14 protein-coding genes and 1 tRNA gene are annotated in these 13865 nt (G+C 65.0%); 6 read left to right on the top strand and 9 right to left on the bottom strand.

From position 1 onward, the window contains the following. Positions 1-39 precede the first annotated feature (39 nt). Positions 40-1602 (bottom strand): helicase HerA-like domain-containing protein, encoded by a 1563-nt coding sequence (locus KYE46_RS09905; protein WP_219000463.1) that lies wholly within the window; start codon positions 1600-1602, stop codon positions 40-42. 535 nt (positions 1603-2137) lie between these two features. On the opposite strand from KYE46_RS09905, the gene KYE46_RS09900 reads away from it, so the two are divergent. Continuing rightward, the gene (locus KYE46_RS09900; RefSeq protein ID WP_219000462.1) at positions 2138-2830 is read left to right on the top strand and encodes an invasion associated locus B family protein; all 693 of its coding nucleotides are present in this window, start codon (positions 2138-2140) and stop codon (positions 2828-2830) included. 67 nt (positions 2831-2897) lie between these two features. Here the strand turns inward: KYE46_RS09900 and KYE46_RS09895 are convergent, their stop codons facing one another. The 4 genes from KYE46_RS09895 to KYE46_RS09880 are packed head-to-tail and all read right to left on the bottom strand — an operon-like array spanning position 2898 to position 7127. Continuing rightward, a complete protein-coding gene (locus tag KYE46_RS09895) occupies positions 2898-4103 on the bottom strand; it encodes a beta-ketoacyl-[acyl-carrier-protein] synthase family protein (RefSeq protein ID WP_219000461.1) in 1206 nt (401 codons plus the stop codon). Between the two features lie 3 nt (positions 4104-4106). Beyond that, entirely contained in the window at positions 4107-4373 is a 267-nt protein-coding gene (locus tag KYE46_RS09890) for an acyl carrier protein (RefSeq protein ID WP_219000460.1), read from the bottom strand. A 29-nt stretch (positions 4374-4402) separates the two neighbouring features. Next, positions 4403-5500, bottom strand: coding sequence for a UDP-3-O-(3-hydroxymyristoyl)glucosamine N-acyltransferase (lpxD, locus tag KYE46_RS09885; protein WP_219000459.1), 1098 nt, complete (start codon positions 5498-5500; stop codon positions 4403-4405). Between the two features lie 31 nt (positions 5501-5531). Beyond that, the gene (locus KYE46_RS09880; protein WP_219000458.1) at positions 5532-7127 is read right to left on the bottom strand and encodes a L,D-transpeptidase family protein; all 1596 of its coding nucleotides are present in this window, start codon (positions 7125-7127) and stop codon (positions 5532-5534) included. 410 nt (positions 7128-7537) lie between these two features. Between KYE46_RS09880 and mepK the strand changes: the two genes are divergently transcribed. From mepK to msrA, 3 genes are all read left to right on the top strand, one after another. Then, positions 7538-8095 (top strand): peptidoglycan L,D-endopeptidase MepK, encoded by a 558-nt coding sequence (gene mepK / locus KYE46_RS09875; RefSeq protein WP_219000457.1) that lies wholly within the window; start codon positions 7538-7540, stop codon positions 8093-8095. A gap of 236 nt (positions 8096-8331) precedes the next feature. After that, positions 8332-8781 carry a peptide-methionine (R)-S-oxide reductase MsrB gene (gene msrB / locus KYE46_RS09870; RefSeq protein WP_219000456.1) on the top strand — a complete coding sequence of 150 codons (450 nt, stop codon included), beginning with the start codon at positions 8332-8334 and terminating at the stop codon, positions 8779-8781. Next, positions 8778-9287, top strand: coding sequence for a peptide-methionine (S)-S-oxide reductase MsrA (gene msrA / locus KYE46_RS09865; RefSeq protein ID WP_219000455.1), 510 nt, complete (start codon positions 8778-8780; stop codon positions 9285-9287). The genes msrB and msrA overlap by 4 nt, the downstream gene beginning before the upstream one ends. Before the next feature lie 15 nt (positions 9288-9302). On the opposite strand, the gene KYE46_RS09860 is transcribed toward msrA, so the two are convergent. The 4 genes from KYE46_RS09860 to KYE46_RS09845 all read right to left on the bottom strand — a co-directional run bounded on the left by KYE46_RS09860 (position 9303) and on the right by KYE46_RS09845 (position 12484). Beyond that, on the bottom strand, positions 9303-10304 hold the full coding sequence (locus KYE46_RS09860; RefSeq protein ID WP_219000454.1) for an Ldh family oxidoreductase: 1002 nt from the start codon (positions 10302-10304) through the stop codon (positions 9303-9305). A gap of 153 nt (positions 10305-10457) precedes the next feature. Then, positions 10458-10534, bottom strand: a tRNA-Arg gene (locus KYE46_RS09855). Positions 10535-10609: 75 nt separating this feature from the next. Continuing rightward, positions 10610-11599 carry a tRNA dihydrouridine(20/20a) synthase DusA gene (dusA, locus tag KYE46_RS09850; protein ID WP_219000453.1) on the bottom strand — a complete coding sequence of 330 codons (990 nt, stop codon included), beginning with the start codon at positions 11597-11599 and terminating at the stop codon, positions 10610-10612. Positions 11600-11743: 144 nt separating this feature from the next. Then, positions 11744-12484 (bottom strand): IclR family transcriptional regulator, encoded by a 741-nt coding sequence (locus KYE46_RS09845; protein ID WP_219000452.1) that lies wholly within the window; start codon positions 12482-12484, stop codon positions 11744-11746. Positions 12485-12580: 96 nt separating this feature from the next. Here KYE46_RS09845 and KYE46_RS09840 point away from each other — a divergent pair, with 96 nt between their 5' ends. Together KYE46_RS09840 and KYE46_RS09835 are read left to right on the top strand one after the other, a co-directional pair. After that, positions 12581-13537: a cupin domain-containing protein gene (locus KYE46_RS09840; protein WP_219000451.1), complete on the top strand. Its 957-nt coding sequence runs from the start codon at positions 12581-12583 to the stop codon at positions 13535-13537. A 5-nt stretch (positions 13538-13542) separates the two neighbouring features. Beyond that, positions 13543-13860, top strand: coding sequence for a recombinase-like helix-turn-helix domain-containing protein (locus KYE46_RS09835; protein ID WP_219000450.1), 318 nt, complete (start codon positions 13543-13545; stop codon positions 13858-13860). Positions 13861-13865: the final 5 nt, after the last annotated feature.

The following is a 13865-nucleotide window of genomic DNA, read 5'->3' as shown; positions in this document are numbered from 1 at the left end:
AAGATGAAGCGGGAGCGGTTCGTGCAGTGCCGCCGGGGGTTAGCGGCCGCGGAACAGGCCGCCGAGGATGCCCCGGACCACGGCGCGGCCCGATTGCGTCCCCATCTGGCGGGCGAAGCTCTTGGCGAAGGCGGTGCCGACGCTGTCGGAGCGGCTGGAGCGGCGGCGCGGTTTCGAGGTGGAGCGGCTGACGTTGGGGGCGGAATAGCGGCGTCCGGCGCGGTATTCACGCTCGGCGGGGGCGGCTTGCTCTTCCTTCGCCTCGGCTTCCTCGGCCTCGCGCGCGGCCTCGGCGGCGCGTTTCTGGAGGATTTCGTAGGCGCTCTCGCGGTCCTCGATGGTCTCGTATTTGCCCGCGATAGGCGACTGGCCGATCAGCGCGGCACGGGTGGCCTTGGTGATCGGGCCGAGTTGCGAGGACGGGGGGCGGATCAGCGTGCGTTGCGCGACGCCGGGGATTCCCTTGCGTTCCAGAAGTGAGGTCACGGCCTCGCCGACGCCCACCTCGCGGATCGCGTCCTCGATGTCGAAATCGGGATTGTCGCGGTAGTTCTGCGCCGCCTGCTGCAGGGCGCGGCGGTCCTTGGCGGTGAAGGCGCGCAAGGCGTGCTGGATGCGGTTGCCGAGTTGACCGAGGATATCTTCGGGGACATCGGCCGGGTTCTGGGTGATGAAGTAGACGCCGACGCCCTTGGAGCGGATCAGGCGGGCCACCTGTTCGACCTTGTCGACGAGCGCCTTGGGGGCATCCTCGAACAGGAGATGCGCCTCGTCGAAGAAGAAGACCAGCTTTGGTTTGTCGGGGTCGCCCACCTCGGGCAGCGTCTCGAAGAGTTCGGAGAGGAGCCAGAGCAGGAAGGTCGCGTAGAGGCGCGGCGACTGCATCAGCTTGTCGGCGGCAAGGATGTTGATGCGCCCTGCCCCCGTCTCGTCTGTCAGGAACAGATCATCGAGTTCGAGCGCCGGTTCGCCGAAGAACTTTGCGCCGCCCTCGGTCTCCAGCACCAGCAGGCGGCGCTGGATCGCGCCGACGGAGGCCGAGGAGACATTGCCGTAGCGCAGCGAGAGCGTCTTGCGGTTCTCGCCGACCCAGACCAGCAGCGCCTGCAGGTCCTTGAGATCGAGGATCGGCCAGCTCTCCTCATCGGCGACGCGGAAGGCGATGTTGAGCACGCCCTCCTGCGCGTCGGTCAGGTCCAGGAGGCGCGACAACAGCAGCGGGCCCATTTCGGCCACGGTGGTGCGGATCGGGTGGCCCTGTTCGCCGAAGAGGTCCCAGAAGGTGACGGGGAAGGCGCGGTAGGCGTAATCGGTGAAGTTGATCGTCTCGGCGCGGGCGATGAAGGCATCGTGGAGCTTGAAGCTGTCGGAGCCCGCCTGCCCGAGGCCCGAGAGGTCGCCCTTCACGTCGGAGAGCACCACCGGGACGCCGAGGGCCGAGAAGCTTTCGGCGAGGATCTGCAGCGTCACCGTCTTGCCGGTGCCGGTGGCACCCGCGATTAACCCGTGGCGGTTCGCGTAGTCAGGGCGGAGGTATTGCGCTTCCGAGTAATCGCGGCCCCCGCCGCCCACGAAAATCCCGCTTTCGCCCTGATCTGACATCACTCATCGCCCCCGATTTCGTTTTTTCTGCTCGAGACAATACATTTTTAACATTTGTACGCCAGAGTGAGTTCATCACCCGGCCAGATGGCTGGTGATGACTTCCTCCCTGTCAACTGGCCGCGCCACACTGGCGCGGCTTTTTTCGGTCGTGATCCTCGCTGGAACCGCCTCAAATCCACTGCAAATTCCGTACCGTAACTTTCCTCGAAATGCACTGTTGACGGCTTGCAAAGCGTCGCTTACGTTCCGGTACACAAGTCGGCCAGTCCGACAGGGAGAGACAAAAGAAAAGGGTCCGTACTGCGGACCCTTTCGCCTTTTTCGAGGGGTGTGTCTGACCCGCGGCGGACGCCCGGTGAGAGAGCCACTGCACCGTCTTTGCCCCCTCTCCTTCTGCCGCCTCGTCATCCGCAAGCCTTTGCCGATGCCGCATTTTGCGCCTGACAGACCCGCCTTCGCCGTGGTAGCCACCGTCATTGAAAGCCCGCACGCCGGGTTGCATCTGACTTAAGTTTAAAAGGACGCGCATCGCATGACTTTCTTGAAGCCGCTCGCCGCTGGCCTTCTGGCCGCACTCACCCTGCCCGGACTGGCTCTGGCCCAGGCCGAGCCTCTGGTTCTGCCGGACCGCTCGGAAGTCGAGGCGGGGGAGCCCTATGTCGCCGAGATCTTCCGCGACTGGCAGGTGCGCTGCATCCGGGCCGAGACCGACGAGATGCCCGACCGCTGCGAGATGTTCCAACTTCTGGAAGAGGAAAACGGCAACCCGGTTGCCGAGTTCCGGATCGCCGCCGCGCTGATCGATGATGGTGAGACGGTCGCCAACGCGACGATCCTGACGCCTCTCGACACGCTGCTGAGCCCCGGCCTGCAGATCCGCGTGGATGATACCGAGCCGGCCGTGGTGCCCTTTGCCTTCTGCCGCAATATCGGCTGCTTCGTGCAGCTTTCGCTGACCGCAGAGAACGTGGCGCAGTTCGAGAATGGCGCCGACACGCAGGTGGTGCTTTTCGCGCTGGTCCGTGACGAGCTTGGCCAGATGGGCGGCGCGCCGGTGCCGACGACGGCGTCCCTGCGCGGCTTCACTGCGGCCTTCGACTCGCTGGAAGAGCGGATCGTGGGCGTGCGGGAATTCCTCGCCGAACAGCAGGCCGCCGCACAGCAGGGCGCGGCTGAAGAAGGCGCGGAAGAGGCCGAAGGCGAAGGTGAGGCGGCCAGCGAATAAGACTCGCGCCGCTCTGTCAAACAGGCCCGCCAGAGCGATCCGCGCGGGCCTTTTTCTTGGCCGTCACTCAGGGCGCGGCGCGCAGCGCCAGCACCGCGTTGAAGCCGCCGAAAGCGAAGGCATTCGTCAGGCAGGCCGTGACCTTCGCCTCGCGCGCCTCGTTGGGGACCACGTCGAGGGCGCATTCCGGGTCCGGCTCCTCGTAGCCGATGGTCGGCGCGATGATGCCGTCCTTGAGCGCCATGATGCAGGCCAGAAGCTCGACCGCGCCGGTGCCGCCGATCAGGTGGCCATGCATCGACTTGGTGGAGGAGATCATCAGATCGTCGGCATGGGGGCCGAAGGCATGGGCCACGGCGGCGCATTCGACCTTGTCATTGGCGGCCGTGCCGGTGCCATGGGCGTTGATGTAGCCCACGTCGCCCGCGTTCAATCCGCTGTCCCTGAGCGCCGCGCTGATGGTGCGGGCGGCGCCCTGCTGCGACGGCATGACGATGTCGGCGGCGTCGGAGGTCATGGCGAAGCCCACCACTTCTGCGAGGATGTCGGCACCGCGCGCGCGGGCACGCTCATATTCCTCGAAAACGAAGACCGCCGCGCCCTCGCCCTGAACCATACCGTTGCGGTTGGCCGAGAACGGGCGGCAGGCGTCCTTTGACATCACGCGCAGCCCTTCCCACGCCTTGACGCCGCCAAACGAGAGCATCGCCTCGGAGCCGCCGGTGACCATCACGTCGGCGCCGCCATAGCGGATCAGGTTGAAGGCCTGCCCCATGGCGTGGTTCGACGAGGCGCAGGCGGTCGCCACCGAGAACGACGGCCCCTTCAGGTTCCATTCCATCGAGACGTGAGAGGCGGCCGCGTTGTTCATCAGCTTGGGCACGACGAAGGGATGCACGCGGTTCTTTCCCTCCTCGTAGACCGTGCGGTAATTCTCGTCCCAGGTGTTCACGCCGCCGCCTGCGGTGCCCAGAACGACGCCCGCGCGGATCGCGTCCTCGCCCGAGAAGCTCATCCCCTCGAGCGCCTGTCGCGCAGCGATCATCGTGAACTGGGTGAACCGGTCGTAGAGGGCGATCTGCTGGCGGTTGAACAGGCTCTCGGGGTCATAGCCCTTCACCTGCCCGCCGATCTTCACGCTCAGCCTCTCGACGTCGCGCAGCTCCAGATCCGAGATGCCGCAGCGTCCCTCGCGGAAGGCCTCCAACGTCGTGGGCACATCGGTGCCGAGGGCGTTGATCGTGCCCTGCCCGGTGATGACGACGCGGCGCAAGGGCTAGACCTTCTGCTCGGCCAAGAGCCCTTCGACCGCGCGGATGATGGCGGCAACAGAAGAGATGTCGAACTCCGAGGCCTCGGGCTCGTTGGCATTGAAGGGCACCTGGATATCGAAGGCCTCTTCGATGGCGAAGATCGATTCCACCAGCCCTAGGCTGTCGATCCCGAGGTCTTCCAACGTCGCGGTTTCGGTCACGTCGGAGGGCTCCAGCATGGCCTGCTCGGCGATGATGGCGATGATCTTCTCTCGGACGGTCTGGGCCATGGCTCTCTCCCCGCTGTTCAGGTGGGGATTTAAGATGTCTTGTCGGGGTTGGAAACGGCTTTCTGCAGCGCCTGGACGATGCGGGACGTGCGCGGCAAGCGGCGCAGGGCTTTGTACATCTCCACATGGGTGTCCATTTTCACCGCCGGATGGCCCATGACCATGCGCCCCGAGGGCACATTGGTGAAGAGCTTCGAGGCGCCCGCGGCCACCACGTCGGAGCCGATGGTGATGTTGTCGCTGACCCCGCATTTGCCGCCCAGAACCACGCGGTCGCCCATCTGGACGGAGCCAGCAAAGCCCGTCTGACCGCAAATCAGGCAATCGCGCCCGATGACGCAGTTGTGGCCGATATGGACGAGGTTATCGACCTTGGTGCCGTCGCCGATCTCGGAATTGGCGATGGTGCCCCGGTCGATGGCTGCATTGGCGCCGATCTCCACATCATCGCCGATGACGAGGCTGCCGAGGGAGTGGATACGGGTCCAGGATTGCTCGATCGCGGCGTCGGTGGCGGTGCCGAGGCTTTCGCGCGCGGCTTCCACTTGCGACTTTTGCGGGGTGACGAAGCTGAAGCCATCGCCCCCCAGAACCGCGCCGGGCTGTGCAATGAAGCGATCGCCGATGCGGACGTGGTGACAGATGCGCACGCCCTCGTGGATCAGCGCATCGTCACCGATCTGGGCGCCCGCGCCGATGGAGACGTGGGAGGCGATGCGCGCCCGTGCGCCGATCTGCGCGCCTGCGCCGACGACGACGAACGGGCCGATGGCAGCATGCGCGCCGATCTGCGCGCTCTCGTCGATGACGGCCGAGGGATGCACGCCGGGCGCAATATCCGGACCCGGGTCCATCGCGGCGGTGACACCTGCCATGGCGTAGCGCGGACGCGGCGCCACGATGGCGGCTTCCAGCCCAAGATCTTGCCAATCCATGCCGGCCCCGATGACGGCTGCGCGCGCCTGGCCCGTCCGCAAGCCTTCCGCGTATTCGGGCCGCATGGCGAGGGCCAGATGCTCAGGCCCGGCTGTGGCGGGTTCGGCGACACCGCTTACCAAAAGATCAGCGGCGCCCAGGGCCTCTGCCCCAAGCGCCGCTGCGATTTCCCTGATGCTGAATTCAGCCATGCTCTTCCCCGCGTCCGACACGGGTCGAGATTTAGCTGTTCACGCCTCTGATCTCCACCCCAAGGTTCTCGATCGCCTGCCGCAACTGGGCGTTGCGCCCGTAGATGTCGTTGCGGAAGTTCAGGCGGCCGTCGGTGTCGACCCAAGCGGTCCAGTAGACGAGGTGCACGGGCAGCGGCACGTCGAGGTTCACCTGGGTCTCGCGGCCCGAGTTCAGGATGCGGTCGAAGAAGCCTTGCGGATCCTCCTCCTGGGCGGCGAGCAGGTGGTAGGCGAACTCGTAGGGGTCATCGAGGCGCACGCAACCAGCGGAGTAAGCGCGGACCTCGTGGGTCATCAGGTACTGGTCCGGGCTGTCATGCAGGTAGATGTTCCAGCGGTTCGGGAACATGAACTTCACCAGACCGAGCGCGTTACGCGGACCGGGGGGCTGGCGCAGGTCGAAGGGGAAGTTGTTCGCCGAAACGCGGCTCCAATCCACGTTGCGCCGGCTTACCGGACGGCCGTTGGCCATCAACTCCAGATGGTTGGCCCCGCCCGCAAGGATACGCGGGATGTAGTCGCGCGCGATGGAGCGCGGCACGTACCAGCTCGGGTTGATGACCATGTGCTCCATTGTGTCGGAGAACTCCGGCGTGCGACGGTCGCTGTCGCGCGAGCCGATGACGGAGCGGGTGATGAAGGTGATCTCGCCGTCATCGATCACGCGGACGTGGAAATCGGGAAGGTTCACGAAGACATGGCGCTCGCCGCGGTCGAAGTTGAGCCAGCGCTGCCGCTCCATTGCGAGGATGACCTCGGACAGATGCTCGGTGGCGGAACGGTTGACCGCACGGATCGTCTCGCCCCCGGCGATGCCGTCCGCGGTGATGCCGTTGTCGACCTGAAACTCGAGCACGGCCTGCTGCAGGTTCACGTCATAAGTCGCGGTGGCCGAGCGGTCGAGGTAGCCCATCGCCATCAGGCGGTTGCGAAGCTGCACGACAGGCGCGCCGGTCGCACCGGGCGCGAGAGAGCCCGCGGCGACGGTCGGCCCGTAGCCTCCCTCGTCGATCAGACGCTCAAGACGCAGCTTGGCGCGCATCAGGCGTGTGTATTCGGGGTGCTGCGGGGCGAGCGTCGAAATGTACTCGTAGGGATTGGCGCTCACGAACTCGGTAAACAATTCCAGCGGATCGCGACGCGGCAGGGTGTGGACGATGTCGCCCACGATTTCGCCGGGCTCCAGGAAGCCGGAGTGGATGTCTTGCGCGTAACGCAGGAAAAGGAGCGACGCCTGAACGTCGGCGCGGCCCATCTCGTAGGGATTCGTCGCCGACTCGAAAGCCGCCACGAGGTCCGTCGTGTCATAGCGCTGAGTCGGCAAACCGTGGTTCGAGGCCTCCGCCAAGGCGCTGAACAGCGCATTCCGGCGGTCGGCGGCGTCCGCGGTCGTCCAGATCGGCTGAAAATCGCGCTCGCGATAGAAGGCTGCCAGCTGCTCTTCGGTGGAGGAAGCCTCCGCAATGGCTTGACGCAGCGAGGAAAAAGCCTGCGCTTCGGCTTGAACCGGGGTCAGCATGGTCGTCGCCATCGGCACGCCGGCAAGGGCCAACGAAAGAAGCGAAAATTTAGCGAATTTCAACATGTTAGGTTTCCCCGGGGCGGTAAAGAATTGGATCGGCGCGGCTTTGTTCTACAGTCGCGTGACAGGCAATGACTGTCTATTCACGTTTCTGTAAGTTTTTATGTGTAGTTTCAATCGGGCAACGGTGGATTTCCGTATTGAGAGGATGGTTCGACAGAGAATGGTACGAGATCACGTGATCTCCGGGTTGGCTCGAGTTCGCCACCACAGACCCGCTAAACCGGCAGAAACTTGCCTAGAATCGAAGGCATGCTGGTCGCGAAGTGCAATGGCTCTTCCAGAAAAGTTTCGATTGTGTCATTCAACACACACTAAGCCTGTGGGGACAGCGCATGGATCGTAAGGGTCGTTTTGGACGAACGACTTGATCCTGCTGATACGGAACGGGCAGCTAAAAGGGGCAGATTCCCATGACGACACAATTCTCACGACGCTCGCTTCTCCGGGCGTTCGCAGCCACAACTGTTGCCGCAGCGCCGGTGATGGCCAACGCGACCGGCTTGTTGCGCGGCGCGGGCGATATTCGCCGGCTCAACATGTACAACGGTCGCTCGGGCGAGAGCCTGAACATGATCTACTGGATCGAGGGCGAATACATCGCTCCCGCTTTGGAAGAGGTTAACTACTTCATGCGCGATTGGCGCACGGATGGTGTGATCGAAATCAACGCTCGCACAGTCGACATCCTGGCCGCTGCGCACAACCTGATGGACACGACGGAGCCCTACACGCTTCTGTCGGGCTACCGCTCTCCCGAGACCAACGCGATGCTGCGTCGGCGCTCTTCCGGCGTTGCAAGCCGCTCCCGCCACATGGTGGGCGAAGCGGCGGACGTGCAACTCCAGTCGCGGTCGATCAACCAGATGTTCCAGGCCGCGCGTGCCTGCAACGCCGGCGGTGTCGGTCGCTACTCCAGCAGCAACTTCGTACACATGGACTGCGGCCCCGTTCGCAGCTGGGGCAGCTAAGACAGATTGAGGGCGCAGTGCGGGTGTCATGCTCGATTAACGCGCCCGGCCCTGTCCGGTTCCCTACCCTCCGTGAAGTTCTGCAATTATTTTTCAAAGCGTCCCGTGCTGCCCGCCGGGGCGCTTTGCTTTTGCGCCGCATCGTGGCGCGGTAACGCAGCTTCGTGAACGTCCGGCGGGTTGGACATTTCCCGCCGCGCCCCCATATCCTGCGCAGACATCCAAGCGGAGGCCCCATGAGCAATTACACAAAGAATCCCGACGCGATCGCCAATCTCACGCCGGAGCAATACCGCGTGACGCAGCAGGACGGCACCGAGCGCCCCGGCACGGGCGAGTACCTCGACAACAAGGAGCCGGGAATTTACGTCGACGTCGTCTCTGGCGAGCCGCTTTTTGCCTCGTCCGACAAGTACGAATCCGGCTGCGGCTGGCCGAGCTTCACTAAGGCAATCGATACCTCGATGGTCAACGAGTTGCGCGACACCTCCCTCGGCATGATCCGCACCGAGGTGCGCTCGACCCATGGAGACAGCCACTTGGGACACGTCTTCCCCGACGGCCCCGCGGACCGCGGTGGCCTGCGCTATTGCATCAACTCCGCGTCGCTGCGCTTCATTCACCGCGACGACATGGAAGCCGAAGGCTACGGCGCATATATCGACCAGGTGGAGGACGTGGCATGAGCGAGCGGGCAGTACTGGCAGGCGGATGCTTCTGGGGGATGCAGGACCTGATCCGCAAGATGGATGGGGTGATCTCCACCCGCGTAGGCTACACCGGCGGTGACGTCGAGAATGCGACCTACCGCAATCACGGGACCCACGCGGAGGGGATCGAGATCATCTTCGATCCGGACCGCATCAGCTATCGCAAGCTGCTGGAATTCTTCTTCCAGATCCACGATCCCACCACGCTGAACCGCCAAGGCAACGACCGCGGGATGAGCTATCGCAGCGCGATCTACTACGTCGACGATGCTCAGAAGGAGATCGCAGAGGATACGATTGCCGATGTGAACGCGTCAGGTCTCTGGCCCGGTGAAGTCGTGACGGAGCTGGAACCCGCGGGGCCGTTCTGGGAGGCCGAGCCCGAGCATCAGGATTACCTCGAGCGTATTCCCAATGGCTACACCTGCCACTTCGTGCGGCCGGACTGGGTCCTTCCCAAGCGCTCAACTGCTGCTGAATGAATGCGCGGCGGGGGTTCAGGCCCCCGCCGTTTTCTGCCCTGCCAGGGCCTGCACCGACGCCCAGAGTGCGTCGGGCACATCCACCGGATCGAGATGCCGCCGCGGCACGCCCGGAATGCGCCCTGATCCGCCGTCATTCTCCAAAACCTCCGCCACCCGGCGCAGACGCGCCGTCATCGTGTCGCGCCCCGCATGGGCGTCTGGGTCGATGAACAGGTAGGTCTGCCCCAGATCATGCGGCTTGCCGTCCGGCAACTTCAGGCCTTTCACGTCCAGCGAATTGACCGAGCCGGTCAGCCCCGCCGCCATCACCTCGACAAGCAGGCCGAAGGCCCATCCTTTTGGCCCCGCCGCGCTCACCAGGGCGCCCTTGATCGCCGCTTCCGGGTCCGTCGTGGGCTGTCCTTCCGCGTCCACCGCCCATCCGAGGGGGATCTTCTCGCCCGCAGCCTTCGCCATGGTGATTTTGCCCAGAGCCACCGCCGAGGTCGAGAAATCAGCGTGCATCAAGGGCCCGTCGTCGCCGGGTATCGTCATGGCAATCGGATTGGTGCCCAGGACCGGCGCCGTGCCGCCCGGCGCGGCGACGATGGCCGAGGCGTTGGTGAAACCGATAGCGATCAACCCCTCCGCCGCGATCTGCTCGGTGAAATAGCCAAGCGACGTGCAGGTATGGGCATGGGCCACCGTAAGGGTCGCGACACCCACGTCACGGGCCGCCGCAACGGCCTGGGACAAGGCGCGGGCAAAGGCCGGCTGCGCGAAGCCAAAGCGGGCGTCGGCCCGCACAACACCTTGTTTGGGCTTTGAGATTTCAGGCTCGACGGTGCCCTCCACCCGCCCGGAGGCCAGCTGCGTGCAATAGCTCTCCAAGTAGTAGAGCCCGCAGATAATATTCCCGGTCTCCTCCGCCCGCGCGACGGCCTTGGCCACCTCTGCCGCCTGAAAGGCCCCGGCCCCATGGGCAAGCAACGCGGCTTCAGAGGCGGCGCGAATGTCAGCGATGGCGATGTGCATGGGTGGCCCCTTCAAGCGGATACGTCTCGGCTGACGGAACAGGAATGCACCTGACGACGCAAGAGATTTGACGCGAGGGGCCAGACGGAACGATGGGCGATCGCCGCCGGAACCATGCCGATGACGGCGATGTTTGCGAAGTATTTACGAAAATGGCGGACCCTAGAGGATTCGAACCTCTGGCCTCTGCCTTCGGAGGGCAGCGCTCTATCCAGCTGAGCTAAGGGTCCGCTGTCGGGCGGTATATCCGCACCGTCCCGGCCCCGCAATCTCAAATCCGGCATCTTGCGCAGCGATTTCGGGGGTCATGCGGCGCGGGCGGTGACTTCCTGCAGGGCGCGTTCGATCAGCTCCGGCCCGGCGCCGTCGAGGTGGGCGCCCTCGGAGAGGACGCGCTTCCAGCCGCGCGCGCCGGGGCGGCCGGCGAAGAGGCCGAGGATGTGGCGGGTGATCTGGTTCAAACGCCCTCCGGCGGCCAGATGCGCGTCGATATAGGGGATCATGTCGAGCGCCACCTGCTCGGCGGTCCGGGCAGGATGCGCGGCGCCGAAGATCAGCTGGTCGGCCTGCAAAAGAACCTCGGCGGGCGTGTGGTAGGCGGCGCGGCCGAACATCACGCCGTCCATTCCGGCATCGAGATGCGTGCGGGCCTCGTCCAGTGTCGTGACGCCGCCGTTGATCGAGAGATGCAGCTGCGGATATTCGCGCTTCATCACGTGCACGAGATCGTAGTCGAGCGGCGGCACGTCACGGTTCTGCTTCGGGCTGAGCCCTTGCAGCCAAGCCTTGCGGGCATGGATCGTGACCCGCTGCACCCCTGCCGCGACCATCGCATCGAGAAACGCGGGCAGCGCCTCCTGCGGGTCCTGCTCGTCGACACCGATGCGGCATTTCACCGTGACCTCCACGGCGCTGGCCTCCTGCATGGCCCTGACGCAGTCGGCGACCAGCGCAGGGCTCTTCATCAGCACCGCGCCGAAGCAGCCCGATTGCACCCGGTCCGAGGGACAGCCGACGTTGAGGTTCACCTCGTCATAGCCCCAATCATTGGCGATCCGGGTGGCCTGAGCGAGTTCCTCGGGCACGGAGCCGCCAAGCTGCAGGGCGACAGGATGCTCGGCCGCGTCGTAATCCAGCAGTCGCGCGCGGTCGCCGTTGATCACGGCGGGGGCGGTGACCATCTCGGTATAGAGCAACGCCTCGCGCGACATCAGCCGATGGAAGTAGCGGCAATGGCGATCGGTCCAGTCCATCATCGGGGCGACGGACAATCTGGCGTGTCGGTTCAGGTGCATCTGCGTCTTCTCGGGCGGTTGCTCAGGGCGCTTGCGGGCGCGGCTTCGCGGGGGCTGTCTGTCTAGGATAATTCTTCCCCCATATGAAGGCTGCGGGCGAATCTTCCAAGAGGGCACGGCGCGGGACGCGCGTGGGCTGCGGGATCAGGCCGGCTCGAACCCCATGGCGCGGCTGATGGCGTAGGCGGATTTCAGAACCTCGCGCTCCACGTGGGGCGGGACTTCTTCGGTCTGTTTCGTGGCGCTGATGGCGGCCACGACGTCGCCAGACATGTCGTAGATCGGCGCGGCGACGCTGCAGAGCCCGGTCTCGAAACTGCCGTTGTGAATGACCGAGGGGCTGGCGCGGTCGGTCTGCCAGGCCGCAAGAGCGCGCTCGATCGCCAGTTTCGGCTGTCCGTCCAGCAGGCGGCGGATCTGCGGCTCGGTCTTCTGGGTCAGCAGCACCCGCCCCATCGCGGTCATGGTCACCGGCAGGCGGCTTCCCACGTGCACCAGCGACGAGAGGCCATCGGAGGCCGGCAGGCGCATCAGGTAGAGGATCTGCCGCCCGTCGAGCACCCCGAGATGACCGGACCAATCGAGCTGATCGCGCATTGCTTCCAGCGGTTTCTGCGCCACTTCCAGAAGCTCGCGGCTGGCAAGATAGCCGTAGCTGACGCGCAGCACGGCGGGGCCGAGGCGGAAGTGTTTGCCGTCGGGCACCGCGAGGAGGAACCCTTCCTGCACCAGCGTGTGCACGGTGCGGAACACAGCGGACCGGGTGATGCCGAGCTTCTGCGCCAGTTGCGCCATCGTCTGTTCGGGCTGCTGCGGCGTGAAGGCCTGCAGCAGCTTCAGCCCGCGCACAAGGGCGGGGACGGCGTAGGGGTCATTCTCGCTCATCAGGCCTCCAATGCGTTTCACCGGTAAAACGCGAGCTTCCCAACTTGAGCGTCTGCGGTACGTTCGGGTCAAGCACAATTCAAGCGGAGGATCACCATGAACGTCGCAGCCACTCCCACCACGACCCTTGCCGAAAAGATGGAGGCGCACACCGGGCGCTTCGTCGACAAGAAATTCGATTGGAACGCCTTTCCGTCCAACGACGGTTTCGAGGACCTCGCCCGCGCCCAGATGCGCTACATCGGTGCCGGCGGCTCGCCCAAGGTGGGTGACCCCTCTACCCTGAAGGCCGACAACTTCACCCTCAGCATGATCTACAAGGAGCCGGGTCGCTACGCCGCCTGCCACAGCCACGAGATCGAGGAGAGCTTCCTGATCATCTCCGGCGCGCTGATCGTCGGGTGGGAGAAGCACGGCGAGGTCGTCGAGGTGAACCTCGGTCCCAAGGACATGATCCTCAACGCCCGCGAAATCGGCCACGGCTTCCGCGTCGACGGCGTGGAGCCGGTAATGATGTCGATCTCGGTCGACGTGGGCAAACCCCTGCCCCCGGTCTACCACTACCACCCCAAGGAGCATCCGGCCGAGCTGGCGCGGACCTTCGGCGCAGAGCCGGGCAACACCATGCCCTTCGACCGCAATGGCGAGCACGAGATCCAGAAACTGATGTCCGATTACGTCGTGCGCTTCGCAGAGCTGCCGACGATCTGGGAAGACGCGGGCTTCACCCGCAAGGTCTACGTGGGCGATGCGCCCGGCGCGGTTCACCACGACAGCACCCGCAAGGAGATGTGGGGCCTGCCCATGGGCGCGAAACTGGCACCCTTCACGCGCACCGTGGAAGACGCCTATCTGTGCCTCGAGGGCAGCGTGGAGGTTGTCTGGGTCGGCGAAGACGGCGAAGAAGCCAGTGTCGAGCTTGGCCCGCGCGATCTGGTCAAGACACCGGCAGGTCAGGCACATTACCTGCGCAATCCCGGTGCGGGCGCCGCGACGGTCTGGACCGTGATCGGCACCTCCGGCGACGATGGCGCGGTCTACAAGAAAGGATGAACGTGATGAGCAGCAACAACCGCCCCGATGCGTTCAAGGAAATGATGCAGGCCGCCCGCGCCGCCGGACGGCCCGAGCTGGCCCATCAGGGTCGGGGGCGCCCCCTGACCGAGGCAGAGGACGCCTTGGCCGACGCGCTGATGGCGATCTATGACGAAGGGAAAACGGGAGAGGCCGATCTGGCCGAGGCTCTGGCCGCGCGCAAGGTCGCCCGGCCCTCCACCGGCAAGCCCGACTGGACGGCAGAGACTCTGGCCGCGGAACTGAAGGCGATCAACGCCGATCTGGACGCGGCCTATCAGGAACACGGCTTCGGAGCCTGAAGGGA

Origin of the sequence: Gymnodinialimonas ceratoperidinii, assembly GCF_019297855.1 — a bacterium.
In the GTDB taxonomy this organism is placed as follows: Bacteria; Pseudomonadota; Alphaproteobacteria; order Rhodobacterales; family Rhodobacteraceae; genus Gymnodinialimonas; species Gymnodinialimonas ceratoperidinii.
Note: the sequence above shows the minus strand (reverse complement) of the source record. Positions and strands in the feature narration are given on the sequence as shown.

Bases quoted from the DNA above. Each gene is read 5' to 3' on its own strand.
- KYE46_RS09905 (WP_219000463.1), bottom strand. From the start codon at position 1,602: ATGTCAGATCAGGGCGAAAGCGGGATTTTCGTGGGCGGCGGGGGCCGC.
- KYE46_RS09900 (WP_219000462.1), top strand. From the start codon at position 2,138: ATGACTTTCTTGAAGCCGCTCGCCGCTGGCCTTCTGGCCGCACTCACC.
- KYE46_RS09890 (WP_219000460.1), bottom strand. From the start codon at position 4,373: ATGGCCCAGACCGTCCGAGAGAAGATCATCGCCATCATCGCCGAGCAG.
- lpxD (WP_219000459.1), bottom strand. From the start codon at position 5,500: ATGGCTGAATTCAGCATCAGGGAAATCGCAGCGGCGCTTGGGGCAGAG.
- KYE46_RS09880 (WP_219000458.1), bottom strand. From the start codon at position 7,127: ATGTTGAAATTCGCTAAATTTTCGCTTCTTTCGTTGGCCCTTGCCGGC.
- mepK (WP_219000457.1), top strand. From the start codon at position 7,538: ATGACGACACAATTCTCACGACGCTCGCTTCTCCGGGCGTTCGCAGCC.
- msrB (WP_219000456.1), top strand. From the start codon at position 8,332: ATGAGCAATTACACAAAGAATCCCGACGCGATCGCCAATCTCACGCCG.
- msrA (WP_219000455.1), top strand. From the start codon at position 8,778: ATGAGCGAGCGGGCAGTACTGGCAGGCGGATGCTTCTGGGGGATGCAG.
- KYE46_RS09860 (WP_219000454.1), bottom strand. From the start codon at position 10,304: ATGCACATCGCCATCGCTGACATTCGCGCCGCCTCTGAAGCCGCGTTG.
- dusA (WP_219000453.1), bottom strand. From the start codon at position 11,599: ATGCACCTGAACCGACACGCCAGATTGTCCGTCGCCCCGATGATGGAC.
- KYE46_RS09845 (WP_219000452.1), bottom strand. From the start codon at position 12,484: ATGAGCGAGAATGACCCCTACGCCGTCCCCGCCCTTGTGCGCGGGCTG.
- KYE46_RS09840 (WP_219000451.1), top strand. From the start codon at position 12,581: ATGAACGTCGCAGCCACTCCCACCACGACCCTTGCCGAAAAGATGGAG.
- KYE46_RS09835 (WP_219000450.1), top strand. From the start codon at position 13,543: ATGAGCAGCAACAACCGCCCCGATGCGTTCAAGGAAATGATGCAGGCC.